The sequence below is a fragment of the Nocardioides humilatus genome, from assembly GCF_008373755.1.
Classification (GTDB): domain Bacteria; phylum Actinomycetota; class Actinomycetes; order Propionibacteriales; family Nocardioidaceae; genus Nocardioides; species Nocardioides humilatus.
The window spans coordinates 888002-913089 of record NZ_VUJV01000001.1; the positions used below are offsets into that span (position 1 = coordinate 888002).

Here is a 25088-nt window from a genome sequence, read left to right on the forward strand (position 1 = left end):
ATCATGAGCTCGGTCACTGACGACGAGCCCACGCCTGACGAGGCAGGGCTCGACGAGTCGCGCCGCGGACGCGGCCGGTCTCGCCTGCCCTGGCGCCGTCACGACGAGGCACCGGACATCGCCGAGCTCGACGCCGAAGACGTCGAGGCGTTCATGCGGCGCAGCAACGAGGTCGGCGACGACCGCGACGACCGTGCTGACCGCGACGAGCGGGCTGACGACCGGGCTGACGACCTTGCTGATTACTACGAGCGCGACCCGCTGGGCCTCGACACTCCCGCCGACGAGGACGTCCCCTTCGAGGACATCGCTGCGCGCGTGACGAGCCGGCCACGGCCTCACCACCGCGAGCAGCCCGAATACGACAAGTTCGCACCCGACGGCGACGACGACGTCGACTGGGGGTCCTTGGTCGTCCCCGACCAGGCACCCCGCGCTCGTTCGCACCCCGAGCCCGAGAAACCTGCCGCGCCTGAGGTGCCCACCGCGCCGGAGATGCTCTTCGACACCGAGGCGCTCCCCGCCCTCGAGGCCGAGGTCGAGGTCGAGGTCGAGTCGACCCCGGCCCCTCCCGCTGTCTCGGTGCCGGTGCCGGACGTCTCCGACCACTGGAACAAGGCCGAACCGGAGCACGTCGAGGTCCCCGAGGGCGGCGAGGCCCTCGTGTCGCCCGACGTCGACGCCGCACGCAGGGTCATCGCCAACGCTCTCGACATCGGCTTCGCCGAGCCGCTTCCCGACGCTCCCACCGGCCGGAAGCTGTGGCCGCGCCGCCGTGGCGACACGGTCGTGCCCCGCCTCACCCCCGCGCCCGAGACACCCGAGGGCACCGAGGTGCCACCGGAGCTCGACACGGCGCACACCGAGGCCGTCGCGGCCCTGGCCGCGCAGCTGCGACGCGACGCCGAGATGGCCGCTGCCGAGCAGGCCGCCGAGCGCCTGGCTGCAGAAGAAGCCGCCGAGCGCGCCGCCCGCGCCCGCGCCGAGGCCGACCGCCTCGCCGAGGAACAGGCCGCCCTCGCCGCCGATGCCAACCGTGCACGCACCGAGGCCGAGGACGTCGCCCGCAAGGCAGCCGAGGCCCGCCAGTCGGCCGAGGCCGCCGCCCGCGAGTCGGCCGAGATGGCCAATGCCGAGTCCACGCGCCGCGAGGCCGCCGAGCGCAACGCCCAGGAGCAGGCCGCACTCGCCTCGGCCGCACACTCCGAGCGCATCGAGGCGGAGGCCTACGCGCGCGCCCAGGCGACCGCGGCCGCCGACGCCGCCAACGCGCGCCAGGAGGCGGAGGTCGCTGCGGAGGAGTACGCCGACCTCGCCCGTCGCGCCCACGAGGAGCGTGCCGCAGCCGAGGACCGCGCCCGCGCGGTCGCCGAGGCCAGTGCGGCCGCGGCCGCCGAGCACGCGGAGTTCTCGCGCCGCATGCTCGAGGAGCGCGCGGCGACCGAGCGCAGCTCCGTCGAGATCGCTGCCGCGCGGGCCGCGGCTGAGGAGTCGGCCCGCCAGCAGGCCGCGCTCGCCCACCAGGCCTACCAGGCGGCCGAGGCCGCCGAGGAGCGAGCCCGCGCCCTCGCTGAGGACGCAGCAGCCAGCGCTGCCCAGCACGGAGCTCGCGCCCAGGAGGCGATGGACCAGCGGGCGGCCGCCGAGGTCGCCGCCGCCGAGCACGCCCACCTCGCGCGCGAGGCACACGAGGCCCGCGAGGCCGCCGAGTACGCCGCCCAGGAGCAGGCCGAGCTCGCCCGGATCGCACTCGAGACCGCCGAGGCCGCCGAGCAGCGCGCCCAGCTGGCTTCTGCTCGCGCCGAGGAGCAGATCACCGCGCGACTCGCCGCCGACAAGTCCGCAGCCGAGCAGGCGCGCGCGGCCGAAGAGGCCCACGAGGCCCGTCGGTTCGCCGAGGAAGCCGCACGCGAGCAGGTCGAGCTGGCCCGAGAGGCCCAGGCTGCGGCCGCCGCTGCCCACGACTCGGCTGCCGCGCTGGTCGCCGAGGGCCACGCCGCGGTCGCCGCTGCGCGCGAGTCGGCCGCAGCCGTCGCCGCCGAGGGCCAGGCCGCGACCCAGGCCCTCGCAGCCGGTCGTCAAGCGGCTGTCGAGGAGGCGCAAGCCGCCACCCAGGCTCTGGCCGCCCAGGGCCAGGCGGTCACCCAGGCCCTCGCCGCCGAGCGCGAGGCCGCCGCCGCAGCGCTCGCCGACGCCGAGCGGCTCGCAACAGCCGCCCTCGCAGATGCCGAGCGCATCGCTGCCGACGCCGAACGCATCGCTTCGGACGCCAACCAAGCACGCGTCGCCGCCGAAGACCGCGCTCGCGGTGCGATGTCGGCGCTCGAGGACTCCTTCGTCGCCCAGCAGACCGCCTTGTCGGCCGTCCAGGCTGACCTCCTCAAGGCCGAGCAGCAGGCCCTCCAGCACGCCCAGGCCCGCGCCGAGGCCGAGCGCATGGCCGCCGAGCAGGCCCAGGCTCGAGCCGAGGCCGAGGCCCGCGCCGCCGCACTCGCCGTCGAGATCGAGGAGTCCCGCGCCCGCTCCGCCGTCCTCGAGTCCGAGACCGCCGAGGCCCAGGCCCGCGCCCAGGCCCAGCTCGCGACCGCCTCGCGGATGCGGCAGGAGGCTGAGGAGCGCGCCGCCGAGATCGCCGCCGAGGCCGCCGCAGCAGCTGCTGCTTCCGCGGCCGCTGCGACTGCCGCCGCCGCGTCCGCTGCTGAGGCTGAGGCAGCTGCGGCCGCCGCTGCCGAAACCGCTGCCGCTGAGGCGGCCGCTGAAGCCGCCGAAACCGCTGCCGCTGAAGCCGCCGCCGCAGAAGCCGCCGCCGCAGAAGCCGCCGCCGCTGAGGCCGCTGCCGCTGAAGCTGCTGCTGTCGAGGCCGCTGCTGAAGCTGCCGCTGTCGAGGCCGCCGCTGCTGAGGCCGCCGCTGCTGAGGCCGCCGCCGCTGAGGCCGCCGCCGCTGAGGCCGCCGCCGCTGAGGCCGCCGCCGCCGAAGCCGCCGCCGCCGAAGCCGCCGCCGCCGAAGCTGCCGCTGTGGCCGCGGTTGAAGCCGAGCCGGTTCTCGACGTCGCACCCGAGACCGTCGAGGCTGAGGTCGTCGAGGAGCCGGACGGTCAGACGGCCGCCGAGAACCTCCTCGACCGCTGGGCAGCCATCAAGCAGACCGCCTTCTCCGAGCCCGCCACCGAGGCGCCGGCGGTCGCCGACGTCGAGCCCGTCGCCGAGGTCGAGCCGGTCGCCGAAGCGCCTGCGTCGCCGACCACCGCTGAGGACCTCCTCGACCGCTGGACTGCGCTGACCGCCCCGGTGTCGGCGCCGGAGGGCACCCGCCGCGCCGAGGTCGAGGAGCCCGCGGTCGCCGAGGAGCCCCCGGCCGAGGCACCTGCGCACAAGACGCTGTTCGACCGTTGGAAGGCGTTGAAGGAGTCGACCGCCCCGGCACCCGCTGAGGAGGCCACCGACGAGCTGGTCGAGGACGAGCTGGTCGAGGACGAGCTGGTCGACGACGAGGTGGTCGACGAGGACCTGGTCGACGAGGACCTGGTCGACGAGGACCTGATCGACGAGGACCTGATCGACGAAGACCTCATGGAGGACGACCTGATCGACGAGGACCTCATCGAGGACGACCTCATCGACGAAGACCTCATCGACGACGACCTGATCGACGAGGACTTCGCGACCGAGCCCGACCTGGAGCTCGAGGTGGAGCCGGAGCTCGAGGACGAGCCTGAGGACGAGCCGGAGGCCCAGCCCGAGCCCGAGCTGGTGGGCGCGTCGGGCAAGCACTCGCCGTACCACTCCCGCCGCGGGAGCGGCATCCTGCCGCTGTTCGCGATCGTCGCGGCCCTTGGCTGCGCCGCTCTGGTCGGCAAGGCGGCCCTCGACGGCACGCTGCGCGACGACATCTCCTTCAACGGGATCCTGAGTGGCGTGACGGCCGTGCTGCTGATGTACGCCCTGCGCGCGATCGGCAGCGTCCGGAAGATCGACCTCGACGACCACGGTGTCCTCAAGATCCTGATCGGTGAGTTCAGCAGCACGTTCGACCTCACCAGCCCGAGCACCCAGATCGAGCAGATCGGCGAGCCCGGCACGCGCGGCTGGAAGATCCAGATCCTCCGCCGGAGCATGGCTCCCGTGGAGATCGACGCCAAGAGCGTCGACCCCCGCACCTTCGTCGAGGCGTTGCGGCAATGGCGACCGGACCTCTAGGCGACTCCCCCGTCGAGCCGCTCCAGGCCGAGCGCGACGCGCTCGCCGCGCGCTGCGCCGAGGCGGAGGAGCTGCTGAGTGAGGCGATGGCCGAGCTCGCCGTGGCCAACGAGCGGATCGCCGAGCTCGAGGCGGCCACCGAAGGTCCGATGTCGATCTTCGACCAGCCCGCCGACCTCGGTCCCTCCGGCGGCTTCGCGCGCGACGGCAGCGACCCCCGGGTGCTGTCGATGCTGATGGCCGCCACCGCCGTCGTCGCCGGCCTTGTGGCCGTGCTCGCGCTCCTCAACGGCAACCTCGGCACGCCGTTCGGGTTCGCGATGATCCTGACGGCGCTCGGACTGGCGTGGGCTGCTGCCCGCACCCGGATCCAGGGCGTGGAGGTCAGCATCTCCAACGGCGTCGTCTACATCGAGAAGGGCGAGTCGTCCTACCGCTTCGACGTGCGCAACGAGGGCACCAAGCTCGAGATGCAGGGCTCGCCGGGCGACAGCTACTGGCAGGTGCGGTTCTACCGCAAGGGCATGGACCCCTTCGTCGTCGACACCGACATGGTCGACGCCGAGGAGTTCGTGCGGCAGCTGCGGGAGTGGCGCCCGCAGCTCTGAGCGTCAGCCGACAGCGGCCCGCAAGCGGTCGGCCATCTCCTCGACGGCTGCACGAGCGGAGCCGACCGCGCCGACCATGTTGAAGAAGCCGTGGATCAGCCCCGTGTGGCGCTGGAGCTCGACCTCGACGCCCGCCTCGACCATCCGACGGCCATAGGCCTCGCCCTCGTCGCGGAGCGGGTCGAAACCGGCGGTGACGAGGTACGCCGGCGCGAGGTCGGACGGGATCTCGGCGTGGATCATCGACGCGCGCGGGTCGGAGAGGTTCTCCTTGCGGACGAAGTGGCTGCCCTCGGCCCGATCCATGAACTCCTGGGTCAGGTAGAAGCCGGTCTTGAATAGTCGCAGGCTCTGGGTGTCGCGCTCGAGGTCGGTGCACGGGTAGATCAGCAGCTGCCAGGCGAGCGGCAGACCGACCCGTGCCGCCGTCAGGGCGACGGACGCAGCGAGGTTGCCGCCGGCGGAGTCGCCACCGACAGCGATGCGCTTCGGGTCGACCCCGAGCTCCTCAGCGTGGTCGTGGACCCACCGGAACGCCTCGTCGACGTCGTCGTGAGCAGCCGGGAAGTGGTGCTCGGGACCGAGGCGGTAGGTCAGGGCCAGGACCGGCACGCCGGAGCGCTCGGCCAGCATCCGGCACGGCGCGTCGTGCGTGTCGAGGTCACCCTCGATGAAGCCGCCGCCGTGGATGAAGACGAGCAACGGGCCGGGATCGGTGCTGCCGGGTCGACTCGGGAGGTAGTGGCGCGCGGGGTGCCCGGCGACCAGGAGGTCGCGCACCTCCCCGATCGGCTGGTCGCCGCCGACGAGCGCCGACTCCGAGCGCATCATGGCGCGCATCTTCTCGATCGGCACCTGCTCGTCGCGCCTGCGCGCGATCGCCTGCAGGCCGAGCAGGACCTGGAGGTCGGGGGCGAGCGTCTGACCGTCGATGACGACCGGGCGACGCCCGACGAGGCTGGTGACGGGCCTGGACATGGCGACCCCGAGAAGGGCCCGCTCGACGGCGGAGAAGAGCTTCACGAGCCGTAACGGTAGCCGCAAGTCAGATGACTTCCACCTGACGGACGCCACCTTCCGTTCACCGAGCGGTGCCAGACTCTCCCCATGTCTGAGGAACTCGTGCCCGACCTGGTCGAGGCGACCCCGCACGAGGAGGCCCGCGCGGCGATCGCCGCCGTGCCGTCGTACGTCCCTCAGGAGTCCGACCTCGAGGCGATCACCGAGGTCAGCGACCGGTTCCTCGACCGCGAGCTGTCGTGGCTGCGCTTCAACCAGCGAGTCCTCGAGCTGGCCGAGGACGCCACCTTGCCGCTTCTGGAGCGGACCCGCTTCCTGGCGATCTTCACCAGCAACCTCGACGAGTTCTTCATGGTCCGGGTCGCCGGTCTCAAGCGGCGCATCGCGACCGGCCTGGCCGTCCGCGCTGCCTCGGGCATGATGCCCCGCGAGGTGCTCGAGACCGTCTGGGACCAGGCGCGCGAGCTGTCGCAGCGGCACGCGGCGGTCTTCAGCGACCAGATCGCGCCGGCACTCAGCGCCGAAGGCATCGACCTGGTGCGGTGGGCCGACCTCGATCGCGACGAGCAACGCGCCTGCAAGCGGCTGTTCAAGGAGCGGATCTTCCCCGTCCTCACCCCGCTCGCGGTCGACCCGGCCCACCCGTTCCCCTACATCTCCGGCCTGTCGCTCAACCTCGCGGTCGTCATCCGCAACCCGAAGACCGGCAAGCAGCACTTCGCCCGGGTCAAGGTGCCGTCGAACTTCGACCGGTTCGTGCCCCTGGGCAACGACCGGTTCGTCCCGCTGGAGGACGTCATCGGCGAGCACCTCGCCCGACTGTTCCCCGGCATGGAGGTGCTCGAGGCGCACACCTTCCGCGTCACTCGCAACGAGGACGTGGAGGTCGAGGAGGACGACGCCGAGAACCTGCTGGCCGCCCTGGAGAAGGAGCTGCTGCGCCGCAAGTTCGGTCCGCCGGTCCGGCTGGAGGTCGAGCAGTCGATCGCCCCGTCGGTGCTCGAGCTGCTCGTCTCCGAGCTCGACATCAGCATGGAGGAGGTCGTCCGGCTGCCCGGCCCGCTCGACCTGCGCCGGCTGCACAGCATCGCCGACCTCAGGCGCGAGGACCTGAAGTACCCCGCGTTCGTGCCGAGCACCCACCCGTTGCTCGCCGAGGTCGAGTCGGCCGCACCCGTCGACGTGTTCAAGGCGATCCGGCGACACGACGTACTGCTGCACCACCCCTACGACTCGTTCGCCACCTCGGTCCAGCGGTTCATCGAGCAGGCCGCGGCCGACCCACACGTGCTCGCGATCAAGCAGACGGTCTACCGCACGTCGGGTGACTCACCGATCATCGACGCCCTCATCGACGCTGCCGAGGCCGGCAAGCAGGTGCTGGCACTGGTGGAGATCAAGGCGCGTTTCGACGAGTCGGCCAACATCCGCTGGGCGCGCAAGCTGGAGCAGGCGGGGTGCCACGTCGTCTACGGCCTGGTCGGTCTCAAGACCCACTGCAAGCTGGCGATGGTCGTGCGCGACGAGCCCGACGGCATCAAGCGCTACATCCACATCGGGACGGGCAACTACAACGGCAAGACCGCCCGGATGTATGAGGACATCGGCCTGCTGACCACCAACGAGGCGATCGGCGACGACGTCGCCCACCTCTTCAACAACCTCAGCGGCTGGTCGCGGAAGGCGCGCTACGCCGAGCTGCTGGTCGCTCCCGACTCCGTGCGGTCGGGCCTCGTCGACCAGATCCACGCCGAGATCGCCCACCATCGGGCAGGGCGTCCCGCGGGCATCCGCTTCAAGGTCAACTCGATCGTCGACGAGCAGCTGATCGACGCCCTCTACCTCGCTTCCCGCGAGGGCGTGCCGGTAGAGCTGCTCGTGCGCGGCATCTGCGCCCTTCGGCCGGGCGTTCCCGGCCTCTCCGACAACATCACGGTGCGGTCGATCCTCGGGCGCTTCCTCGAGCACAGCCGGATCTTCTGGTTCGCCGGCGGCGGCGAGCCGGTCGCGTGGATCGGATCGGCCGACATGATGCACCGCAACCTCGACCGCCGAGTCGAGGTCCTGGTCAAGCTCCCCACGGCACAGAGCCTCGGTGAGGTGCAGGGCCTGCTCGACCAGGCGTTCGCCGAGGAGACCGACGGATGGGTCCTCCAGCCCGACGGGGACTGGACCCGCCACCCCGGGACGCTGCACCTCCAAGAGGCCCTGATCGAGGCGCAGCGCACCCGTCGCGGTTGACCGCAGGTGGACGGCAGGTGAACGGAAGGTGAAGTACGCCGCGCGGTGCGCGGCGTCACATCCAGACGGAGCGTGACCAGTTTGCCAAGGGACGTTGTTCACCCCCTAGCATGAGGCCGTTCCTCTCCGTCTCACCGGGAGTCCTTGTGCGTCTGCGTCTTCGTCCAGCCGACACCTCTTTCTACGACCTCTTCAGCAAGGCCGCCGCGCACCTCGTCGTAGGTGCCGAGCTGCTTGCCGAGATGATGTCCGACACCTCGGACAAGGCCGACGTCGCGAAGCGCATGCGCGAGGCCGAGCACGCCGCTGACGAGACCACGCACGAGATCGTGCGCAAGGTCAACAGCACCTTCGTCACGCCGTTCGACCGCGAGGACATCTATGCCCTCGGGTCGGGCCTCGACGACGTCATGGACATGATGGACGAGGCGGTCGACCTGATCCTCCTCTACGAGGTCTCCTCGCTCCCGGCCGAGATGTCGGAGCAGGTGGGTGTCATCCAGCGGTGCGCCGAGCTGACCGCCGAGTCGATGCCCAAGCTGCAGTCGATGAAGGCGCTCGAGGACTACTGGATCGAGATCAACCGTCTCGAGAACGCCGGCGACAAGAACCACCGCCGGATGCTCGCCTCGCTCTTCTCGGGCGAGTACAAGACGATCGACGTGCTCAAGCTCAAGGACGTCGAGGAGTCCCTCGAGGGCGCGATCGACGCCTTCGAGAAGGTCGCCAACATCGTCGAGCAAATCGCCGTCAAGGAAAGCTGACCGAGGTTCATCGTGTCGCTCACCCTCGCGATCGTGATCGCGGTCGTCGTGATCGCGCTCGTGTTCGACTACACGAACGGCTTCCACGACGCCGCCAACGCGATCGCCACGTCGGTCTCGACCCGCGCGCTCACGCCGCGCGTGGCCCTGATCCTCGCGGCCGTCATGAACTTCGTCGGCGCCCTGCTCGGGCAAGAGGTCGCCCATACCGTCGCCGACACGATCGGCGAGATAGACGGCAACCACGGCTTGGTGATCGTGATGGGCGGTCTCGTCGGCGCGATCGCGTGGAACCTCATCACCTGGTACTTCGGCCTGCCCTCGTCCTCCTCGCACGCTCTCATCGGCGGCCTGGTCGGTTCGGGCCTGGTCGGTGGCGCGACCGTCAACTGGGACACCATCCAGACCAAGGTGCTCATCCCGATGGTGCTCTCGCCGCTCTTCGGATTCGCGCTGGCCTTCATCGTGATGCTGTCGTTCATGTGGATCCTGAAGAAGCGCAACCCCCACACGATCAACCGGAATTTCCGCGTCTTCCAGACCATCTCGGCTGCGGCGCTGGCCCTCGGCCACGGCCTCCAGGACGCACAGAAGACGATGGGCGTGATCTTCCTGGCCCTCGTTGCCGGCGGCTACGCCTCCACCGGTGACGACCTCCCGCTCTGGGTCGTGATGGCCGCGGCCCTCGCCATCTCCGCAGGCACCTACGCCGGCGGGTGGCGCATCATGCGCACCCTCGGCCGCAAGATCGTCAAGCTCGACCCGCCGGCTGGCTTCGCAGCCGAAACCGTCGCCACCAGCGTCCTCTACGTGGCTGCGATCCATTTCCACGCGCCGATCTCGACGACCCACACGATCACCTCGGCGGTGATGGGCGCTGGAGCGACCCGCGGCAAGAGCGCGGTGAAGTGGAACATGGCCGGCACGATCGTCACGGCCTGGGTCCTGACGTTCCCGTGCGCCGGTCTCGCCGCCGCGATCGCCTACAGCATCCTCAACGTCGCCATCCCGACCTGATCGGGCCTCAGTCCGCGAGCGAGTAGCCCCGACCGCGGATCCGACGTATGTCGGCAGCGCCGTCCAGGCGGTGACGTAGCCGGGTGACGTGCATCGCGATGGTGTTGCCGCTCGGCCGACGCTCCTCGGAGCCCCACATGGCCTCTCGCAGCTCGTCGTCGGTGACGATGCCGGGCGCCTTGAGCATCAGCGCCCGGAGCAGCTCGAACTCCTTGAGCGGGAGGTCGGCGATCCGCTCTCCGCGGATCAGGACCCGGTAGGCGCTCGAGTCGAGCTCGATGGGCCCGAAGGACACCGTCACGTGGTCCTCGAGCGAACGCGCGGAGTGGCTGACGAGATCCCAGAGCCGCTCGACGTCGTAGGGCGGGGCGAGGACGGCGCACAGGGTGCCGTGCCGGCTGACGGTGGCCACGAACTCGTCGACGGGCATCCCTGGTGCGTCCGGGGAGACGACCACCGTGTGCGGATCGAGCCGACCGAGCTCGACGAGCGCGTCGAGCGTCGAGGAGACCCAGGTGACGTGCACCCCCCGACCTGCCATGCCGTCGGCGAGACCGGCATCGTCGTGGCCCGGATCGACGATGAGGAGCTGGGCTCCCACCGTCTCTGGCCAGCGATGCAGGAAGAGGCGACGCCCGGAACGCACGCCCATCGCCGGATCAGCCGAAGCGGCCCGAGATGTAGGCCTCGGTCGCCGGGTTGTCCGGGCTGGCGAACATCTTCGTCGTCGGGTTGAACTCCACCAGGTGTCCGGGCTCACCGGTCGCCTTGAGGTTGAAGAACCCGGTCTCGTCGGACACGCGAGCAGCCTGCTGCATGTTGTGGGTGACGATCACGATCGTGTAATCGGACTTCAGCTCGTGGATCAGGTCCTCGATCGCCGAGGTGGAGATCGGGTCGAGCGCCGAGCACGGCTCGTCCATCAGCAGCACCTGCGGCTCGACCGCGATGGCGCGAGCGATGCAGAGGCGCTGCTGCTGGCCGCCCGACAGGCCCATGCCGGGCTTGTTGAGCCGGTCCTTGACCTCGTTCCAGAGGTTGGCGCCGCGGAGCGACTTCTCGACGATGGCGTCGGCCTCGGACTTCTTCATCCGCTTGGCGTTGAGCTTGTTGCCGGCCAGCACGTTGTCGTAGATCGACATCGTGGGGAACGGGTTGGGGCGCTGGAAGACCATGCCGATCTGCCGACGTACGGCGACCGGGTCGATGTTGGCGTCGTAGAGGTCCTGACCGTCGACCACGATCTTGCCCTCGACACGCGCCCCGGGGATGAGCTCGTGCATCCGGTTGAGGGACCGCAGGAAGGTCGACTTACCGCAACCCGAGGGGCCGATGAAGGCCGTCACCGCACGTGCGCGGATCGTCATGTTGACGCCCTGCACAGCGAGGAAGTCGCCGTAATAGATGTTGACGTCAGAGACGTCGATGCTCCTGGCCATGGTTATCCCTTGTTTCCTTCTCAGCCCTTGCTCGGGGCGAACAGCCGTCCCACAAGACGGGCGACGAGGTTGAGCAGCATGACGATGACGATGAGCACGAGGGCTGCGCCCCACGCGTTGAGCTTGGCTTCGTCGCTGCCGTCGAGCCGCTCGGTGTAGATGTAGACCGGCAGAGTCGTCATGCCGCCGTCGAACAGGTTGAAGTTGGTCTTGGTCGCGGCTCCTGCGATCAGCAGCAACGGCGCGGTCTCCCCGATGATGCGCGAGATCGCGAGCGTGATGCCGGTCAGGATGCCGCCGAGCGCGGTGGGGATGACGACCTTCATGATCGTGCGCCACTTCGGGGTGCCGAGGGCGTAGGACGCCTCGCGCAGGTCCGAGGGCACCAGCATCAGCATCTCCTCGGTCGCCCGGACGACGATCGGGATCATCAGGAGCGACAGTGCCACCGACCCACCGAATCCGGAGACGTAGGCCGGACCGAACATCAGGGTGAAGAGCGCGAAGGCGAAGAGGCCGGCCACGATCGACGGGATCCCCGTCATCACGTCGACGAGGAAGGTGATCGATCGCGAGAGCCGGTTCTTGTTGCCGTACTCGACCAGGTAGATCGCCGCCAGCACGCCGATCGGCACCGAGATGAGCGCGGCGCCGAGGGTGATCATGAGCGTGCCGATGATCGCGTGGTAAATGCCGGTCGGCTGGTCGATCTGCGTGCGGAACGCGGAGTAGGTCAGGAACGTGCCGTCGATGCGCTCGATGCCGGAGGACACGACCTGCCACAGGAGCGACACGAGCGGCACGACCGCGACGCCGAAGGCCGACCAGATCAAGGCGGTCATCAGCCGGTCGACGGCGGCTCGCCGACCTTCGACGCCGTAGGACCACCCGGGCAGTGCCACGAGGAAGGTCACCGCGGCCGCGAGGACCCCCACGAAGATGCTCGCGCCGAGCACCACGACCAAGCCACCGAGCGCCACCGCCATCACACCGACGAGGATCGGCGCGACCCGCGGCAGGCGTGGGGTGGTCAGCGGGACGTGCACCCGCGACTCGACTTCTTCGAAGGTGCTCATCGAGCCATCTTTCGCTCACTGCGGCCCACGATCCACCGGGCCACGAAGTTGACGACGAAGGTCATCAGGAACAGGACGAGACCGGTCGCGATGAGCACGGCGAGCAGGTCAGCTGACCGCTCCTTGTACTTGAGCGCGATGTTGGCGGCGATCGAGGTCGGGCTCGAGGAGCCCAGCAGGTTCCAGGAGAGGTCGAACCCGACGGACAGGACCATCGTGACGGCCATCGTCTCGCCGAGCGCGCGGCCCAGGCCGAGCATCACGGCCGACACCATGCCCGAGCGGGCGTAGGGGAAGACCGACATCCGGATCATCTCCCACTTGGTCGCGCCGAGCGCGTAGGCCGCCTCCTCGTTGAGGCGAGGCGTGCGGGAGAAGACCTCGCGCGAGATGGCGGTGATGATCGGAAGGATCATGATCGCGAGCACGATGCCGGCGGTCATGACCGTGCGTCCCGTCGCCGACGTCTCGCCGAAGAACGGGATGAAACCGAAGTGCTCGTGCAGCCACTCGTAGGCCGGCACGGTCTTCGGCGCCAGGTAGAAAGCGCCCCACAGCCCGTAGACGACCGACGGCACGGCCGCGAGCAGGTCGATCACGTAGGCAACGGGGGTCCCGAGCCATTTGGGTGCGTAGTGGCTGATCGCCAACGCGATCCCCCACGCCAGCGGGACGGCGATGATCAGAGCGATGACCGAAGCGGTGAGCGTGCCGACCAGCAGCGGGCCGACGTAACCGAAGAAGTCCGTGGCGTGCGGACCGTAGACATCGGCAGCGCGGCTGAAGCCGGGGGCGCCCTTGATCGCGAGAAAGACGAACACCGCCGCGAGCGCGCCGACGATCACCAGGCCGGCCGCCAGCGCGAGCGCAGCGAAGATGCGGTCGCCGATGCCGGCCTTCGAGGTGGTCCAGTCGGGACTCGCGGCGGTGTTCGTCATCGGGTCAGGCGCCGATCTTGGCGACGATCTCCTGCGCACGCGCAGCGGTGTCGGCGGAGAGCGGGGCGGAGCCGGCGTAGTCAGCCGCCTCGGACTGGCCCTCATCGGAGACGATGTAGGACAGGTAGCCCTTGACGTTGGCCTCCTCCTCGGCGTCGTCGTAGTGCTGGCAGGCGATGATGTAGGACAGCAGGATGACCGGGTAGGCCGTCGGGTCCTCGACGTTGCGGTTGACGTCGACCGCCATGTCGGTCTCGGCGCGGTCGGCGACCGGCTCGGAGACGGCCACGGTGTTGGCGGCGCCCTCCGGGCTCGGCGCGACGAACTCGTCGCCGACCTTCACCGAGACGGCCGTCAGGTCACCGGTCTGGCTGGCGTCGGCGTAGCCGATCGCGCCCTCAGTGCTGCCGATCAGCTCGACGACACCCGAGGTGCCCTCGGCACCCTCACCACCGGAGACCGGGAACGCGTCCTCGGCCTCGTAGCCCCACGAGTCGGGGGCGACCTTGCCGAGGTAGTCGGTGAAGTTCTTCGTCGTACCCGAGTCGTCGGAGCGGTGGACGGGCGTGATCTTCAGGTCCGGGAGCTCAGCGTCGGGGTTGTCCGCGGCGATGGCGTCGTCGTTCCAGTTGGTGATCTTGCCGTCGAAGATCTGCGCGATCGTGTCGGCGGTCAGGTTGAGGGTGTCGACACCGGGCACGTTGAACGCGATGGCGATCGAGGAGACGTAGGCCGGGACCTCGATGACGTCCTCGCCGCCGCAGCGCTCCTTGGCGGCGGTCAGCTCGCCCTCGTCGTCCTTGAGGTAGGAGTCGGTGCCCGCGAACGAGACCGCGCCCTCGACGAACTGGCTGCGACCGTCGGTCGAACCGATCGCGTTGTAGGTGATCTCGAGGTTGCCGTCGTTCTGGCCCTGGACGGCGGTGTACCACGCCTCCTGCGCCTTCTCCTGCGAGGTCGCGCCGGCGCCGGCGAGCGTGCCGGAGAGACCGGTGCTGGCGTCGTTGTCGCTGCCGCCCTTCTCGTTGTCAGCGCCGCAGGCCGTGGCGAAGATCGCCAGGAGGGCAACGCTGGGGACGAGCGCGCGTCGGATCGGAGTGTTCAAGGTCTTGCCTCTCAGAACTGAGGGGCTGCGGTTTCAAGGCCCCCCGGATGTACTGGACATCAGGGACGCTAAGGACGACCGGTAACACAACATGAGGACGCGTCTGAACGAAAGGTGAACAGCGCGGGGCCATCGGGGGAAACGCGGCGACGTGGGTCACACGCCAGGCGGGAGCGCCGGCAAACAACTAGTGGACGCGGTGCCTCTCGACCGCCACGACGGTCCCCTTCCGCACGTGCATTACGAGCATCTCCGCCGGGGCGAGATCGTCGCCGCGCTGGCCCGGACGGAGGCCGATGGCATCGAACACGAGGGGCAGAACGGGCCGGTGCGTGCAGAGCGCAGCGCCCTGGTCGGCCTGGAGCAGCTCGCCGACGACCTTGTCGACGCCCTTCTGGGAGACGAGCTCCTCGCTCAGCCGCCGTCGGGTCTCGACCTCCCAACCCGTGGTCGCCGCGTAGGGCGCCAGCGTCTGTCGACAGCGCAGGCTCGTCGATGAGACCACCCGGGTCACGTCGTAGGCGGCCAGCAACGGGACGATCCGCTCGGCTTCGGCCATCCCCGGTTTGAGTAGCGGCCGGAGCCAGTCATCGGCCCGCCACGCGCTCCGGGACCGTGCCCGAGCGTGACGCAGCACGACGACGGCATGGGTGCGTCGTCGTACTCTCGCGGCCTCGGCGAGGGTCTCGCGGTCGTAGGCATAGGTGAGCATCTGGTCGGCTTTGTCGATCCGCACCCAGGCGACCTGGTCGATCTCACTGTTGGGGCGGTAGAGGCTGACGTCGTCGTCGCCCACCGCCCGGCCGACCCAGTAGTCGACGGTCTTCGCGCGCCGGCCGACGGGGTAGTGCTGACTCCTCAGTGGCGGTCCCAGCCGCACGTGCACGCCGGTCTCCTCGGCCACCTCGCGCACCGCGGCTGCGGTGGGGTGCTCCCAGCGCTCGAGCTTGCCCTTGGGGAAGGACCAGTCGTCGTATTTGGGGCGGTGGACGAGCAGGACCTCGCGGCCGGGCCGGAACGTCACCACGCCGGCGGCGCGCACGTCCGGGGGTGAAGCGGACTTGCTGCTGGTCACGGCGTTAGTGTCACATCTGCCCGCCCCGAGAGGAGACACCGTCACCATGTCGGTCCCCCGTCGCCGCCTGATGTTCATCGGGACCGTCCTGCTCGTGATCGTCGCCGCCGGCGTCACCTGGTTCGTGGTCAACCGCGATGACGACGACGAGCCGGGGCGCCTCGGCCGCGCCATCGCCCTCGCACCCAAGGACACGCTGCGCTTCAGCTGGACCGACTGGGCCGGCATCCGCGAGGAGCTCGGCAGCGACGTCTCCGCAGCGTCGTCCGACGACGACGTCGCCGATTTCCTCAGCAAGGGTTTCGATGCCGACCTGACGTCGGCCTCAGCGCTCGGCGAATCGGCCCCGATCATGCAGGCGAGGTACGGCGTCTCCCCCGCCTCCGCCGACTGGGAGATGCTCGCCCAAGGTGAGCACGAGGCCCTCCTCCTCGTCGGGCTGCCGAAGTCGCTCGACCTCGACACGCTCGCCGACAACCTCGAGGAGCTCGGTTACCCCCGACCTGACGACGCCGACGGAGTCTGGATGGCCGGGCCCGACGTACTCGCCCGGATCGGGCAGGTGACCCAGGAACTGGCGTTCGTCGCCATCGACGCCGACCGCCACGTGCTGGCCGCGAGCGACGAGGCCGAGACCCTCGAGTCATGGCGCACGAGTCAGCGCGGCACCGATGACGAGGACGGCGTGAGCGCCGTGGTCGACCACGTCGAGGGAGCGTTGTCCGCCTCGGTCTACGACGGCGACTACGCCTGCGTGGCCCTGTCCATGACCGACGCCGACGACGCCGACCGGATCCGCGCCGCCGAGCTGATCGAGCAGGCGGGCGAGGTCAACCCGCTCCGCGGCTTCGCGATCGCGGCCCTCCCCGCGGGCGAGGTCCGGATCGCCATGGGCTTCGAGTCCGAGGACCAGGCGCGCACCAACGCCGACAGTCGAGCCAAGCTCGCTTCCGGCCCTGCTCCGGGCCAGGGCGGCGCGTTCTCCGACCGCTACGAGCTCGGACCGGTCAAGGCCGACGGAGACGTCGTGACCATGGAGCTCGACCCCCTGCCGCAGTCCTACACGTTCTCCGACCTCGCCAACGGGCCGCTGATCTTCGCCACCTGCTGAGAGCCCGCCCTCCGGGCTTCCCGCGGGCTCAGGCCGGCCGGAAGCGGCGCAGGCGCAGGCTGTTCGTCACCACGAACACGCTGGAGGCGGCCATGGCGGCGCCGGCGAGCATCGGGTTGAGGAGTGCGGCGGCGGCGAGCGGGAGGGCGGCGATGTTGTAGGCGAAGGCCCAGAACAGGTTGCCCCGGATCGTTGAGAGCGTGCGTCGCGACAGGCGTACGGCGTCGGCGGCGACCCGAAGGTCCCCGGACACGATCGTCAGGTCGCTGGCCTCGCGGGCGACGTCGGTGCCGGTGCCCATCGCGATCCCGAGGTCGGCCTGCGCCAGTGCGGCTGCGTCGTTGACACCGTCGCCGATCATCGCGACGACCCGGCCCTCGTCCTGGAGCGCGCGGACGAACGCCACCTTCTCGGCAGGCAGTACGCCGGCCCGCACCTCCTCGATGCCGACCTCGTCGGCCACTGTCCGCGCCGCGCGCTCGTTGTCGCCGGTCAGCAGGACGGGGCGCAGGCCGAGCTGCCGAAGTCGGGCGACGGCCTCGGCCGACGAGCTCTTGACCTGGTCACCGACGACGAGCACTCCGCGGGCCCGGCCGTCCCAGCCCACCACGACGGGGGTCGCCCCCCTCGACTCCGCGTCGGTGACCGCGTCGGCGAGCGGGTCGGGGATCGCGAGCCCGTGGGCGATCAGCAGCGACGGACGGCCGATCACCGCCGCGACACCATCGACCGTGCCGGTGACGCCGAGTCCGGGCGAATTCGTGAAGTCAGTCAGCACTCCGGTGCCGGCGTCGGCCGCGATCGCACGGGCGATCGGGTGCTCGGACCCGCTCTCGAGGGTGGCGGCGATCCGGCGCACGTCCGACTCGGACGCACCGTCGGCGACCACGGCGGACAACCGCATGTCGCCGGTCGTCACCGTGCCGGTCTTGTCGAGCACCACGGTGTCGACGGCGCGCGTCGCCTCGAGCACCTCGGGCCCGCGGATCAGGATGCCGAGCTGCGCGCCGCGGCCGGTGCCCACCATCAGGGCTGTCGGCGTCGCCAGTCCGAGGGCGCACGGGCAGGCAATGATCAGCACGGCCACGGCCGCCGTGAGGGCGATCTCCCAGCCGGAGCCCGCGCCGAGCCAGAAGCCGAGGGTGCCGACCGCGAGCGCGATCACGACGGGCACGAAGACCCCCGAGATCCGGTCGGCGAGCCGCTGCACCTGGGCCTTGCCCGCCTGCGCGTCCTCGACGAGGCGTGCCAGTTGGGCGAGGTGAGTGTCGGCTCCGACCCGGGTGGCCCGGACCACCAACCGACCCGAGGAGTTGAGGGTCGCACCGACCACCTCGTCGCCCGGCCCGACCTCGACCGGCACGGACTCGCCGGTCAGCAGCGAAGCGTCGACCGCTGACTGCCCGCTGACGACCTCGCCATCGGTGGCGACCTTCTCCCCGGGTCGTACGACGAACAGGTCGCCCTGCTGCAGCCGCTCGATCGGAATCCGGGACTCTGCCCCCTCCGGGCCGTCCGGGAGTACGGCGACGTCGCGTGCCCCGAGGTCGGCGAGCGCCCGGAGCGCGTCCCCGGCCCGTCGCTTCGAGCGCTTCTCGAAGTAGCGGCCCGCGAGCAGGAACGTGGTCACCCCCGACGCGGTTTCGAGGTAGATGTCGCCCAGCCCGGACGCCGGCCCCTCCCCTCGGTCGGGGATGAGGTCGAAGGGGTGCTTCATGCCGGTCATGCCGGCGTCGCCCCAGAAGAGCGCCACCAGCGACCAGCCGAAGGCCGCGATCACGCCGAGGGACACGAGGGTGTCCATCGTGGTCGCCCCGTGGCGCAGGTTGGTCCAGGCGGCTCGGTGGAACGGCCACGCACCCCAGGTGGCGACCGGGGCGGCCAGCGTCAGCGACGCCCACTGCCAGTTGTCGAACTGCAGCGCAGGCACCATCGCCATCGCGATCACCGGCACGGTCAGCACGGCCGCCACCACCAGCCGGTCACGCAGCGCGAGGAGCTCCCGGTCGACCGGCGCCTCATCGGGCGCAGGCGTCTGAGCCGCCGGTCGTCGTACGGTCGCGCCGTAGCCCGCGGCCGCGACCGTGTCGAGGAGCGTCGTCTCGTCGACCGTCGGCGGAGCGCTCACCGTTGCCCGCTCGGTCGCGTAGTTGACCGTCGCCGTCACGCCCTCGAGCTTGTTGAGCTTGCGCTCGATCCTGTTGGCGCACGACGCGCAGGTCATCCCCGTGATGTCGAGGTCGAGCTCGACGGTCATGACCCGTCCACCGTCAGCGTGAAGTCAGCGGTGTGGACCTTCCCGCCATGCTTGAAGTCGAGGAACAGCCGGTAGGTGCCGGCGTCCGCGAGCTCGCTGTGGAAAGCGACCTCCGGGCCCGGAGCGCCGTCCTCGGGGTGCACGTGCAGGTAAGCCAGGTCGCCGGCGCGGATCACGACCAGGTGTCCATAGGCACCGAGGTAGGGCTCGAGGTCGGTGACGTCGCGGCCACCGCGGGTCACGCGGGCGGTCACCATCCCGTCAGTGGTCTCGAGACCGACCTGGTAGCCGGCGACCCGGGAGACCAGCCGGTCAGACCCCACGGCCGCCGGGGTGTAGTCGCCGCTCACGCTGACGTCACCCGTGAGCACCGTCTGCTCGCCGCCCGCCGGCACGAAGTCGGCGTAGATCCGCCAGGGCCCTGCGCTGAGCGCGACCGGCACGCTCCACTCCCCTGTCGTGGTGTCGCGGGTCGGGTGCACGTGGCGGAACTCAGCGAGGTCGGCACGCACGGCGATGAGGTGCAGCTCCTTCTCGTGCTGCACGTCGTACGCCGTCAGCGGCTTGCCCGTTTCGCCGTAGATCGTGAACGCGACCCGTCGGCGCCCCGGCGCGAGCAGGGTGTCGGCGACGACCAGCTGGTAGGCGCCAGCAGGCGTCGGGGTCTCGTCGTGGTCGCCGTGACCGTCGTGCGCCCCGTGATCGTCGGCCGAAGCCTCGTCGTGCGAGACCCCGTGACCACCACCCTCGTCACTCCCCGAGATCGGGCCGAGCGCGCGGCCGATCCCGATCGCGGCGACCAGGACCAACGCGAGCGCCGCGAGGTAGGCGAGGACCCGTTGCCAGACCTTCATCCGTGCTCCCCGCTCAGACCAGCGTGTAGCCGGCCTCGGCGACCGCGGCGTCGACCGCGGACCGCTCGAGGGGCGCGGCACTCGTGACGACGACGGCGCCGGTCTCGACGGTGACCTGCACGTCCTCGACGCCGGGGATCTCGCGGATCTCCTCCGACACCGATGCCGCGCAGTGGCCGCACGTCATGCCGGTGACCTGCCAGGTGCTCTGCTCACTCATTTCCGGACCAATCTGTTGATGGCGGCCATGGCCTCGGAGACCTTCTCCTTGGCCTCGGCGTCGCCGACGCGCGCGGCATCGACGACACAGTGGTTCATGTGCTCCTCGAGGAGCTGGAGCGAGAACGACTGGAGCGCGCTCGTCACCGCCGACACCTGGGTCAGGATGTCGATGCAGTACTTCTCTTCCTCGACCATCCGCTGCAGGCCGCGCGCCTGCCCTTCGATGCGGCGGAGCCTCTTGAGGTGGTCGTCCTTGCGGCCGATGTAGCCGTGGTGGTGCTCGGTTTCGTCTTCCACACCAGAAACCATACCCCCCTAGGGTATGAAATCAAGAGCGCGGACAGATCAGTCGTCCGACAGCACACCAAGGATGCGGTCGATCTCCTCCACCGGGAGCGGGCCGTCAGAGGCGGTCGCGGCAATGATGAGGTTGGTCGTGAGCTCGACCTCGCTGAGCAGGTCAGAGTCCTCGAGCGCCACGTCGAACGGGTCCGCCACGTCTGATCACGCCTCCCGAGGTTGCTCTTCCGGTTCCATCGTGCCCAATGCCTGGGTGCCCAAACCACGAAAGCCCAGAAAAATTTCACGAGGCCCTGCCGGTCGCCCGGCAGGGCCTCGTATGAAGACTGTTGTCTCCCGAGATCTCCGAGGACTCAGCCCCGGACGAACCCCTTGTCGTCAGAGAGGACGAACGTTCTCCGCCTGCGGACCCTTCGGACCCTGCGTCACGTCGAACTCGACCTTCTGGTTGTCCTCAAGGGACTTGTAGCCGTTGGACTGGATCGCCGAGTAGTGGACGAAGACGTCGTCGCCGCCACCCTCCTGCTCGATGAATCCGAAGCCCTTCTCGGCGCTGAACCACTTCACGGTGCCCTGAGCCATGTGCTCGTTACTCCTCTTGTCTCGACGGGAGCCGCCACCTCGGCGGCTCACGCGCGAGCGACATTACCAAGGGCATCCCCATTGCGGACTGACAAGTGCACAGCGTCTTGGTGATCGGCATGAAGGTTCTGCTACGCCCGTGCGACAGGCCGAAGAACTCAGCTGAGCCAGGCCGTGGCGATCGTGTCGAGGAGCGGATTCTTCGGTGTCGCCGACGGCACGAACTGCTGGTTGATCGTCCACATCACGACCCCGGCCAGGCCCTCTGCCTCGAGGTAGGCGAGCTTGGCCGCCACGGACTGCTCGTCCTCATAGCTGATGTAGGAGCAGCCGTTCTTGCTCCCCGAGAGGTACGGCGCCTTGGCAGTGCTGTCGTAGTGCCGGGTCATCGCCGGCTGGTAGACGGTGCGCACCGCGCGGAACTGCAGGTCGTAGTCGGACTTGATGATCGTCGACCCGCCGAGCGACTGGCTCGGAGCGGAGACCGGTCCTGAGTAGCACAGGCCGAAGGCGCCGATCCCGACCCCGAGCTTCGCGGCGGGGACTCCGCCGTCGAGGTAAGCCTCGACCGAGGTCTCGACCGAGGTCGGGGTGCTCGAGGTGCTCCCCATCAGCGCCGACGAGTGCCATGACTGCCAGCCCGAGTAGGCACCCGCCATCCCGTAGGTCTGCACACTGATGAAGTCGTAGACGCCGGCCACCTCTGCCATCCCGGAGAGGTCAGGGATGAAGTTGGTGTTGACCGAGTAGTGCGTGGAGGTCAGGACGGCCCCGGGCCACGCCTGGTGGATCTTCCGCCCGAGCTGCGCGATCAACGGGAGGTCCTCAGCCTCAGCCGGCTCCCAGTCGATGTCGATCCCGTCGTACCCCTGGTCACGCAACGCGACGATCGACTGCACAAAGGCCGCGCGGTGGTCGAGCATCGAGGACCGGAAGGACGCCCTGGTGTCGGCACCACCGATCGAGGCCAGCGCCCGCTTGCCGTGCGCGTGGGCCGCGTTGATGAGTCTGCTGGCGAGGTCGGCGCCCTGCGCCGGGCTGCCCTGGAAAAGGGTCCCGTCCAGCGCTCCGGTGCCGGTCGGTAGGTAGAACGCCATCGCGACGTCGGTCAGGCCGGACCAGTCCACGGCGCTGGGCGGGTAGTCGGTGGACTCGTAGCCGGCGTAATAGCCGATGCTCCAGCGAGCAGCCGAGCCGCCTTCTGCCCCGGCCTCAGCGGCGGCGAGGGCGGCAGCCGCTGCCGCGGCGATCGCCGCGGTGTCCGCCTCCTGCTGCGCAGAGGGGGCCGTGGCCTTGACGGCCGCCTTCTTGGCGCTCGACTTGGCCGCCTTCTTGGCCGCCTTGAGGGTCGCCCGGGTCGCCTTCCGGCTGGCGGTGCCGGTCGCAGCGCCGTCCCGGGTGCGCGACTCCGTCGCGGTGTACGGCGCGCTCACGCCGCCCGGGCAGTTGTCGACCGTCGCAACACCCTCGGCCTCTGACTGGACCGAGGTCTCGACGCCCACCCGGGCTCGCACCGTCACGCCGGCGCTGGTCCGTTTGACGACGTTCGTCGACGACTCCGTGATCGACGCGGACTGGGTCCGGGACTGCACGGTCGCGGAGCTCTCGTGAACCGGCGCGCACGCTCCGCCAGGCACCCCGACGATCGCGTGGATGCTCCCGAGGCCGGAGGCGAGGAGGGTCTGGGCGCCCGTGGACGGGTTGATCTCGATGACCTGGCCGTCGTCGTCAGCCACGTAGAGCCGCCCGTTGGCGGCCACCGTCACCGCGAAGGGGCGGGTCAAGAGGCGCTGCCCTCCGGCGGCGGCGGAGCGGTCGTTGTCGGAGACCAGCGTCTGGCGTCCCGTCGCCGGGTCGACGCCGACGATCCGGGTGTCGTCGCCGTTGCAGGGGTTGCAGGACGCGTGACCGTTGATGTTGCGGTCGTCGACGACGTAGAGCATGCCGCTCGGCGCTCGGGTCAGCCCCCGCAGGTCGTAGAAGAGTGAGGCGCCTCCGGCGCCGTCCGACGTGGCGTTGTCGGACACGATCTCCAGCTGGCGACCGGTGGCGACATCGACCTCGATGATCGCGCCACGCGTGTCGTCGCCACCGTAGGAGGAGGCGACGAAGAGGTGCCCGGCGTCATCGAAGACCATGCCCTGCGCCCCGTTGTTCTGGATCAGGCCCCCCTCTGCCTCGGACAGCGCGTTGTCCTGGCAACGGACCTCGCTGCCGTCGGCGGAGTAGACCCAGATGACGCCGGTCGCAATGCCCACCGGGTCGCTGCCGGGGCAGGCCCCGATCGACTCGTCGCCGACGACGATCTCCGACGTGGTCGGGCTGACCGCCGCAGAGAGGACGAAGTATCCGGCCGGCCCCTGGGCGATCTGCGCCTTGGCGCCGTTGGGGCTCACCCGGGTCACCCGGCCGACGCTTCCCGCCTCGACGCGCGAGGCCACGACGAGCGCCCCGCTGGCTTCGCGCGCGATCGCGAACCCGCCGTCGGTCAGACCGCCTGCTCCTGCGACCTGGTGGGTCGCGCCAGATGCAGTGCTGATCGCCGTCACCGTGCCGTCAAAGGCCGCCACGACCACGTCACCTGCCGCGGGAGGCGACGCGAGCGGGGCCGACGGAGCCGCATCAGCACTCGTCGCGGCTGACAGTCCCGAGACCAGCAGGGAAACGGCCACGGATCCAGCCAGGGCCAACGTGGGTTTCATCGGGACCTCGTGTTGTCGACGGGAGCGGTAGAAGGCGCCCGAACGCCGAGGCAACTGACCGCTGCGTCGCAGCGCGACGGTCAAGGTCTTCGCAACGTAGCCGCCGGTCCCTGCCGACGACAATGCCGCCGATCGGTGACGGCCGTCACGGCTGGTGGACGGCACCGCATTGTGGCTGGCGGCACGCGCGCGACTATTGTTCGGATCTCTCCAGGGGCCCCTAGCTCAATTGGCAGAGCTGAGGACTTTTAATCCTTAGGTTGTGGGTTCGAGTCCCACGGGGCCTACCGCCGACCTACCCTCGCGGGATGCGGATCCGGGTGGCACTTGTCGTCGCCGTACTCCTGGGCGCGCTCGGGTCGCCCGGGCCAGCGGCGGCCGACCCGCTGCCGCCCGACACCGATCTCGACTACCAGCTGGGCGGCGACAACGACGCCATCCCGGACACCGTCGGCATCGTCGTCCGCGACCGCACGTCACCGCCGATGCCCGGACGGTTCAACGTCTGTTACGTCAACGGCTTCCAGACCCAGCCCGACGAACGCCGCTTCTGGCGCCGCAACCACTGGGACCTCGTGCTCAAGCAGGCCGGGCGGCCCGTCGTGGACGAGGTCTGGGGCGAGTGGCTGCTCGACATCCGCACGCCGGACAAGCGACGCGCGCTCGCCCGGATCGTCGGCGGCTGGACCGAGGGCTGCGCGAGCGACGGCTACGACGCCGTCGAGTACGACAACCTCGACTCCTTCACCCGCAGCCACCGGCTGCTCACCCGCCGCAACGCGATCGCCTTTGCCCGGCTCCTCGTCGACCGCGCGCACGACGCCGGTCTCACTGCCGGCCAGAAGAACCTCGCCGACTGGGACGGCACTGCCGTCGGCTTCGACTTCGCCGTCTCCGAGGAGTGCGGGCGGTGGCGGGAGTGCCGCCTCTACGAGCAGTCGTACGGCGACCAGGTGCTCGCGATCGAGTACCGCCGGTCCGACTTCGACCGCACCTGTGCCAGCCACGGCGACCTGTGGCCGGTGGTGCTGCGCGACCTCGACCTCACGCCGCGCGGCGTGCACGAGTGGTGCTGAGGATCAGGCCCGGCAGTCGGCGCAGATCCCGAACAGCTCCAGGCTGTGGCTGACCTCGGCGAAGTCGTGCTCACGCGCCACTGCGTCGGCCCAGGACTCGACCGCCGGGCCGGTCACCTCGACGGTGCGACCGCAGGAGCGGCACACGAGGTGATGGTGGTGGTGGGTGCTGCAGCGCCGGTAACCGGCCTCGCCGCTCGCTGCCTGGAGCACGTCGACCTCGCCGGCGTCGGCCATCGCCTGCAGCGTGCGGTAGACCGTGGCCAACCCGACCTTCTCGCCCGCGTGGCGGAGCGCGTCGTGGATGTCCTGGGCGCTCTGGAAGTCGGTCGCTCCCTCGAGAGCCTCGGAGATCGCGCGCCGCTGACGCGTCGGCCGCAGCGTGGTCGCCTGCTCGGGCACGGTCTCCTCCTGGCTTGAGATCGGTCCCAATCTACCGGCTGGGTACACGGCCGAGCCCGGCAACATTGCCCGCGCGGACGCCAAGCGGCGTACATTTCTTCT

The 25088-nt window shown here is 70.1% G+C and carries 22 protein-coding genes and 1 tRNA gene; 8 read left to right on the plus strand and 15 right to left on the minus strand.

The window, feature by feature from the left end; translation table 11 throughout:
• The first annotated feature begins 3 nt into the window (after positions 1 to 3).
• Positions 4 to 4197 carry a hypothetical protein gene (locus F0U44_RS23685; protein ID WP_149726952.1) on the plus strand — a complete coding sequence of 1398 codons (4194 nt, stop codon included), beginning with the start codon at positions 4 to 6 and terminating at the stop codon, positions 4195 to 4197.
• Entirely contained in the window at positions 4179 to 4805 is a 627-nt protein-coding gene (locus F0U44_RS04165; protein ID WP_149726953.1) for a hypothetical protein, read from the plus strand. The genes F0U44_RS23685 and F0U44_RS04165 overlap by 19 nt, the downstream gene beginning before the upstream one ends.
• 3 nt (positions 4806 to 4808) lie before the next feature.
• On the opposite strand, the gene F0U44_RS04170 is transcribed toward F0U44_RS04165, so the two are convergent.
• Positions 4809 to 5828 (minus strand): alpha/beta hydrolase, encoded by a 1020-nt coding sequence (locus tag F0U44_RS04170; RefSeq protein ID WP_149726954.1) that lies wholly within the window; start codon positions 5826 to 5828, stop codon positions 4809 to 4811.
• 84 nt (positions 5829 to 5912) lie between these two features.
• Here F0U44_RS04170 and F0U44_RS04175 point away from each other — a divergent pair, with 84 nt between their 5' ends.
• From F0U44_RS04175 to F0U44_RS04185, 3 genes are all read left to right on the plus strand, one after another.
• Positions 5913 to 8066: an RNA degradosome polyphosphate kinase gene (locus F0U44_RS04175; RefSeq protein WP_149726955.1), complete on the plus strand. Its 2154-nt coding sequence runs from the start codon at positions 5913 to 5915 to the stop codon at positions 8064 to 8066.
• A gap of 146 nt (positions 8067 to 8212) precedes the next feature.
• A complete protein-coding gene (locus F0U44_RS04180) occupies positions 8213 to 8830 on the plus strand; it encodes a DUF47 domain-containing protein (RefSeq protein WP_149726956.1) in 618 nt (205 codons plus the stop codon).
• A 12-nt stretch (positions 8831 to 8842) separates the two neighbouring features.
• On the plus strand, positions 8843 to 9847 hold the full coding sequence (locus F0U44_RS04185) for an inorganic phosphate transporter (RefSeq protein ID WP_149726957.1): 1005 nt from the start codon (positions 8843 to 8845) through the stop codon (positions 9845 to 9847).
• Between the two features lie 7 nt (positions 9848 to 9854).
• On the opposite strand, the gene F0U44_RS04190 is transcribed toward F0U44_RS04185, so the two are convergent.
• The 6 genes from F0U44_RS04190 to F0U44_RS04215 form a co-directional block, all read right to left on the minus strand.
• Positions 9855 to 10499 carry a winged helix-turn-helix transcriptional regulator gene (locus tag F0U44_RS04190; RefSeq protein WP_149726958.1) on the minus strand — a complete coding sequence of 215 codons (645 nt, stop codon included), beginning with the start codon at positions 10497 to 10499 and terminating at the stop codon, positions 9855 to 9857.
• A gap of 7 nt (positions 10500 to 10506) precedes the next feature.
• Entirely contained in the window at positions 10507 to 11286 is a 780-nt protein-coding gene (pstB, locus tag F0U44_RS04195; protein ID WP_149726959.1) for a phosphate ABC transporter ATP-binding protein PstB, read from the minus strand.
• Between the two features lie 20 nt (positions 11287 to 11306).
• Positions 11307 to 12362: a phosphate ABC transporter permease PstA gene (pstA, locus tag F0U44_RS04200; protein WP_149726960.1), complete on the minus strand. Its 1056-nt coding sequence runs from the start codon at positions 12360 to 12362 to the stop codon at positions 11307 to 11309.
• The gene (gene pstC, locus F0U44_RS04205; protein ID WP_149726961.1) at positions 12359 to 13300 is read right to left on the minus strand and encodes a phosphate ABC transporter permease subunit PstC; all 942 of its coding nucleotides are present in this window, start codon (positions 13298 to 13300) and stop codon (positions 12359 to 12361) included. The genes pstA and pstC overlap by 4 nt, the downstream gene beginning before the upstream one ends.
• 4 nt (positions 13301 to 13304) lie before the next feature.
• Complete coding sequence (pstS, locus tag F0U44_RS04210; RefSeq protein ID WP_149726962.1) at positions 13305 to 14405, minus strand: phosphate ABC transporter substrate-binding protein PstS; 1101 nt, start codon at positions 14403 to 14405, stop codon at positions 13305 to 13307.
• Positions 14406 to 14592: 187 nt separating this feature from the next.
• Positions 14593 to 15480 (minus strand): NUDIX hydrolase, encoded by an 888-nt coding sequence (locus F0U44_RS04215; protein ID WP_246160294.1) that lies wholly within the window; start codon positions 15478 to 15480, stop codon positions 14593 to 14595.
• A 46-nt stretch (positions 15481 to 15526) separates the two neighbouring features.
• Between F0U44_RS04215 and F0U44_RS04220 the strand changes: the two genes are divergently transcribed.
• Entirely contained in the window at positions 15527 to 16591 is a 1065-nt protein-coding gene (locus F0U44_RS04220) for a hypothetical protein (RefSeq protein ID WP_149726964.1), read from the plus strand.
• Between the two features lie 28 nt (positions 16592 to 16619).
• On the opposite strand, the gene F0U44_RS04225 is transcribed toward F0U44_RS04220, so the two are convergent.
• The 7 genes from F0U44_RS04225 to F0U44_RS04250 form a co-directional block, all read right to left on the minus strand.
• The gene (locus F0U44_RS04225; protein WP_149726965.1) at positions 16620 to 18848 is read right to left on the minus strand and encodes a heavy metal translocating P-type ATPase; all 2229 of its coding nucleotides are present in this window, start codon (positions 18846 to 18848) and stop codon (positions 16620 to 16622) included.
• Entirely contained in the window at positions 18845 to 19702 is an 858-nt protein-coding gene (locus F0U44_RS04230; RefSeq protein WP_149726966.1) for a DUF8832 domain-containing protein, read from the minus strand. Before F0U44_RS04230 ends, F0U44_RS04225 begins: the two co-directional genes overlap by 4 nt.
• Positions 19703 to 19715: 13 nt before the next feature.
• Positions 19716 to 19922 (minus strand): heavy-metal-associated domain-containing protein, encoded by a 207-nt coding sequence (locus F0U44_RS04235; protein ID WP_149726967.1) that lies wholly within the window; start codon positions 19920 to 19922, stop codon positions 19716 to 19718.
• The gene (locus F0U44_RS04240; protein ID WP_149726968.1) at positions 19919 to 20233 is read right to left on the minus strand and encodes a metal-sensitive transcriptional regulator; all 315 of its coding nucleotides are present in this window, start codon (positions 20231 to 20233) and stop codon (positions 19919 to 19921) included. The genes F0U44_RS04235 and F0U44_RS04240 overlap by 4 nt, the downstream gene beginning before the upstream one ends.
• A 36-nt stretch (positions 20234 to 20269) precedes the next feature.
• The gene (locus tag F0U44_RS22910; RefSeq protein WP_188113314.1) at positions 20270 to 20422 is read right to left on the minus strand and encodes a hypothetical protein; all 153 of its coding nucleotides are present in this window, start codon (positions 20420 to 20422) and stop codon (positions 20270 to 20272) included.
• 180 nt (positions 20423 to 20602) lie between these two features.
• Positions 20603 to 20806: a cold-shock protein gene (locus F0U44_RS04245; RefSeq protein WP_038681651.1), complete on the minus strand. Its 204-nt coding sequence runs from the start codon at positions 20804 to 20806 to the stop codon at positions 20603 to 20605.
• Between the two features lie 158 nt (positions 20807 to 20964).
• Positions 20965 to 23508, minus strand: coding sequence for a glycosyl hydrolase family 18 protein (locus tag F0U44_RS04250; RefSeq protein WP_149726969.1), 2544 nt, complete (start codon positions 23506 to 23508; stop codon positions 20965 to 20967).
• 214 nt (positions 23509 to 23722) lie between these two features.
• Here F0U44_RS04250 and F0U44_RS04255 point away from each other — a divergent pair.
• Positions 23723 to 23795: transfer RNA gene (locus F0U44_RS04255), tRNA-Lys, on the plus strand.
• A 21-nt stretch (positions 23796 to 23816) separates the two neighbouring features.
• Positions 23817 to 24584 (plus strand): endo alpha-1,4 polygalactosaminidase, encoded by a 768-nt coding sequence (locus F0U44_RS04260; RefSeq protein ID WP_149726970.1) that lies wholly within the window; start codon positions 23817 to 23819, stop codon positions 24582 to 24584.
• A 3-nt stretch (positions 24585 to 24587) separates the two neighbouring features.
• Here F0U44_RS04260 and F0U44_RS04265 read toward each other — a convergent pair whose 3' ends face one another.
• Positions 24588 to 24986 carry a Fur family transcriptional regulator gene (locus F0U44_RS04265; RefSeq protein WP_246160296.1) on the minus strand — a complete coding sequence of 133 codons (399 nt, stop codon included), beginning with the start codon at positions 24984 to 24986 and terminating at the stop codon, positions 24588 to 24590.
• Positions 24987 to 25088 lie beyond the last annotated feature (102 nt).

Excerpts from the sequence above, each read along its gene's own strand:
- F0U44_RS23685 (WP_149726952.1), top strand. The coding sequence starts at position 4 with ATGAGCTCGGTCACTGACGACGAGCCCACGCCTGACGAGGCAGGGCTC.
- F0U44_RS04165 (WP_149726953.1), top strand. The coding sequence starts at position 4,179 with ATGGCGACCGGACCTCTAGGCGACTCCCCCGTCGAGCCGCTCCAGGCC.
- F0U44_RS04175 (WP_149726955.1), top strand. The coding sequence starts at position 5,913 with ATGTCTGAGGAACTCGTGCCCGACCTGGTCGAGGCGACCCCGCACGAG.
- F0U44_RS04190 (WP_149726958.1), bottom strand. The coding sequence starts at position 10,499 with ATGGGCGTGCGTTCCGGGCGTCGCCTCTTCCTGCATCGCTGGCCAGAG.
- pstB (WP_149726959.1), bottom strand. The coding sequence starts at position 11,286 with ATGGCCAGGAGCATCGACGTCTCTGACGTCAACATCTATTACGGCGAC.
- pstA (WP_149726960.1), bottom strand. The coding sequence starts at position 12,362 with ATGAGCACCTTCGAAGAAGTCGAGTCGCGGGTGCACGTCCCGCTGACC.
- pstC (WP_149726961.1), bottom strand. The coding sequence starts at position 13,300 with ATGACGAACACCGCCGCGAGTCCCGACTGGACCACCTCGAAGGCCGGC.
- F0U44_RS04220 (WP_149726964.1), top strand. The coding sequence starts at position 15,527 with ATGTCGGTCCCCCGTCGCCGCCTGATGTTCATCGGGACCGTCCTGCTC.
- F0U44_RS04225 (WP_149726965.1), bottom strand. The coding sequence starts at position 18,848 with ATGACCGTCGAGCTCGACCTCGACATCACGGGGATGACCTGCGCGTCG.
- F0U44_RS04230 (WP_149726966.1), bottom strand. The coding sequence starts at position 19,702 with ATGAAGGTCTGGCAACGGGTCCTCGCCTACCTCGCGGCGCTCGCGTTG.
- F0U44_RS04235 (WP_149726967.1), bottom strand. The coding sequence starts at position 19,922 with ATGAGTGAGCAGAGCACCTGGCAGGTCACCGGCATGACGTGCGGCCAC.
- F0U44_RS04240 (WP_149726968.1), bottom strand. The coding sequence starts at position 20,233 with ATGGTTTCTGGTGTGGAAGACGAAACCGAGCACCACCACGGCTACATC.
- F0U44_RS04245 (WP_038681651.1), bottom strand. The coding sequence starts at position 20,806 with ATGGCTCAGGGCACCGTGAAGTGGTTCAGCGCCGAGAAGGGCTTCGGA.
- F0U44_RS04250 (WP_149726969.1), bottom strand. The coding sequence starts at position 23,508 with ATGAAACCCACGTTGGCCCTGGCTGGATCCGTGGCCGTTTCCCTGCTG.
- F0U44_RS04260 (WP_149726970.1), top strand. The coding sequence starts at position 23,817 with ATGCGGATCCGGGTGGCACTTGTCGTCGCCGTACTCCTGGGCGCGCTC.